The 2,647-nt window shown below is 32.0% G+C and carries 3 protein-coding genes; 1 reads left to right on the top strand and 2 read right to left on the bottom strand.

Annotated elements, in window-relative coordinates; genetic code table 11:
* Both AC06OU_RS13675 and AC06OU_RS13670 read right to left on the bottom strand, forming a co-directional pair.
* Window positions 1-93, bottom strand: a 93-nt coding sequence (locus tag AC06OU_RS13675; protein ID WP_475856478.1) for a YvrJ family protein, incomplete at its 3' end; no start/stop codon positions are given.
* Window positions 86-601, bottom strand: a complete 516-nt coding sequence (locus tag AC06OU_RS13670; RefSeq protein ID WP_169361336.1) for a sigma factor-like helix-turn-helix DNA-binding protein — start codon at window positions 599-601, stop codon at window positions 86-88. The genes AC06OU_RS13670 and AC06OU_RS13675, both read right to left, overlap by 8 nt.
* A 424-nt stretch (window positions 602-1,025) precedes the next feature.
* Between AC06OU_RS13670 and AC06OU_RS13665 the strand changes: the two genes are divergently transcribed.
* Entirely contained in the window at window positions 1,026-2,336 is a 1,311-nt protein-coding gene (locus AC06OU_RS13665) for a helix-turn-helix domain-containing protein (protein ID WP_475856475.1), read from the top strand.
* Window positions 2,337-2,647 lie beyond the last annotated feature (311 nt).

The following is a 2,647-nucleotide window of genomic DNA, read 5'->3' as shown; positions in this document are numbered from 1 at the left end:
CTTATTTTCAAAACGGTGAAGTAAATAAATGGAGACTACAATTGGAAAGCCGAAGTTGCCAAGCAACTGAACAATATTGCTAGCTTCAATCATACGTAAGCTCCTTTCGAATGTTTTCGATTATATTTCGTCTTGATTTTGAAACCGCTTGTTGCGAAATGCCAAAATAATGTGCAATTTCCCGATCGGTCATTTGTTTTACAAAGACGAGTGATAATATTTTCTTCTGTCGTTCTGAAAGCTTTCTTATACTAAAAAATAATTTATCAGACGAGATGTGGTCTGATATGTCATCTGAGAATCCAATAAAGTCTGTAAAAAATCTTTCATGATAAATGACTGATATTTTTTCATCACCGTCGAGTGATAAAATATTCCTCCTTCTGTGAAGACGCTCCTTTTGATCAAATCGTTTACTTTCAAAATGTAATACCTTAATCACATAGGTTAAGATACGGATATTTTGGTAAAATCGTTTAAACTCTCTATCTAATTTGTTTTTAATCTCTTGGCTATTGGTGTATTGATATTCTTCAAGCATCTTTTGATTGTCAGGGTAGCTGAGAAACTCTTCTATAATCTTTTTATTACCAGTAACCATTTTTAACATTCCCCCCTTGAAAATAGAATGTAATACTTGGCTGGCGCTAAGGAAAAAGGGACTTTAGCAACGAGTGACTTGTTGTTCTCATATAAAGGGATTTTTTTATTATTTTTTACAACTCCCTTGAAATGTTTTTGAAATAAAAGTAAAATATATAATTGTATATCCTAAATATTACTAATATTTGGATAATAAATATACTAATATTTGTTGTGAAATAAAAAGAAAAAAGTATTATTATTTAATGCACTATAATAAGAATTTCTTTTTTTAGGTGAATTATTGTACAAAATATTGATTTTCGCTATGTTTTTCTTCTTTTTTTAAAGAGTTGTAGAAAAAAGTCGAAAAAATAAAAAAAGGAATTCAGCGATGGAAAGAGAATTATAACCTATACTACATTGCAAGGAGGTGACTTCCGATGGGTGGTAGTATTGGTCTCATAATTAAGCAGGAAAGGTTAAATCGGAATATTAAACAAACGGTTTTGGCAAAGGGAATTTGTTCAACTTCCTATTTAAGCAAGATAGAAAGTAACTCAACGGTACCTAGCGAAGATGTAGCACAGCCATTGTTAAAACGATTGAACTTGATGCTAGAAGAAATACCACTGGAAGAAGAAAACAAAGTTATTGAAGACTTATATGCACTATATAAAAGTGCTATTTTAAGTAGAGATCAAGAAATGGTCAGGGAACGCTTGCAGCAATATACATCGCGGAAGATTAATTTTACCAATTTAAAAAATTTTTACAGTTACAATTTATACATGTTTCGATTGATGTTGATTATTAACGAGGAAGTCCTTCAAATCTATCCAATTTATCAAGTCCTAATAAAAATGGAAGCAGATTTTGACGACAAACAAAGGTTTCTTCTAAATTTAAACCTTGGAATATATAACTATTTAATTGCTGAATATTATACTGCACTAGATAAGCTCGAGGATGCTCTGAAGCTGGTAAACTATAGCTCCTTTGAAGAATGGGAACTCGCCGATTTTCATAATGTTATAAGCTTGAGCTACTTTAAATGTAATGAGTACTTTAATGCCATTAACCATTCTAGTAAATCACTTAAGTATTATATGGATAATCTACTCTTTGAACGAGCAATTGATAGCTATATAGTTACAGGCATGGCCTATAAAAATATGAAGAACTATCAAGAAGCAGAAAAAAACTATAACTTAGCAAAAAAGCTGGCTATGGATTATAAGCTAACTCAATATAAAGGAATGCTCTATCAAAATTTAGGTTCTCTCCAGGCTATCCAAGAAAATCATGAAAAGGCAATTGAGTACTATACACTTAGCCTGTCGTATAAGGAAGGTCCTCAGCAGGTGGAAGGTTATATGATAACCACACTTTCCATTGTCAAAGAATATTCTAAGCAAAACGACCATCAAAGGGTCCTCAGCTGGTGTGAAGCGGGTTTCAGCAAAATGGACGAGGCTAGCATTCAGCAAAAAAGCAATATTAAATCTTACATACACCATCTTCACATATACCAGGCTCTTCATAAGAATTCGGAGGAATTTGAAGCTATTGTTAAAAAAGGTATTAATTATTTTGAAAAAGTCCATGACGATCGGCATGTTCAAAAGTACTCTATTCTTTTAGCGGACTACTACTATAAGAATAGCAGATTTAAAGCAGCGAACCTTTATTACCAAAAGGCGAATGAAATATTGTTTAGAAAAAAATCTATTACGAAATGGGAGGATTTATAAAATGAAAAAATTACTCATTCTAAGCTTAGTCACGTTAACGGTCTTATTTAGCTTTGGAACATCTACATTTGCTGAAGAAGAAGCACCTCGACCAACATCGTCTGGAAATACAAACTAGTAAAAGTCTAGTCATGGACTTTGGATAAATATTTAACTTATATCACCCACCTGTGCAATTACAGGTGGGTGTCTATGTTATTTGTAAGGAAACTTGAAGAACTTCAGGTAGAAAGTTGAGAAAGATGAAAAAAATTTGTTTTTTGAAACCATAACGTGATGGTTTTCGTTATAATATACTAGATAGGATTTTT

The sequence above is a fragment of the Psychrobacillus sp. genome (assembly GCF_056205495.1).
The sequence above is the reverse complement of the archived record's forward strand: the minus strand, read 5'-3'. Positions and strand labels throughout refer to the sequence as shown.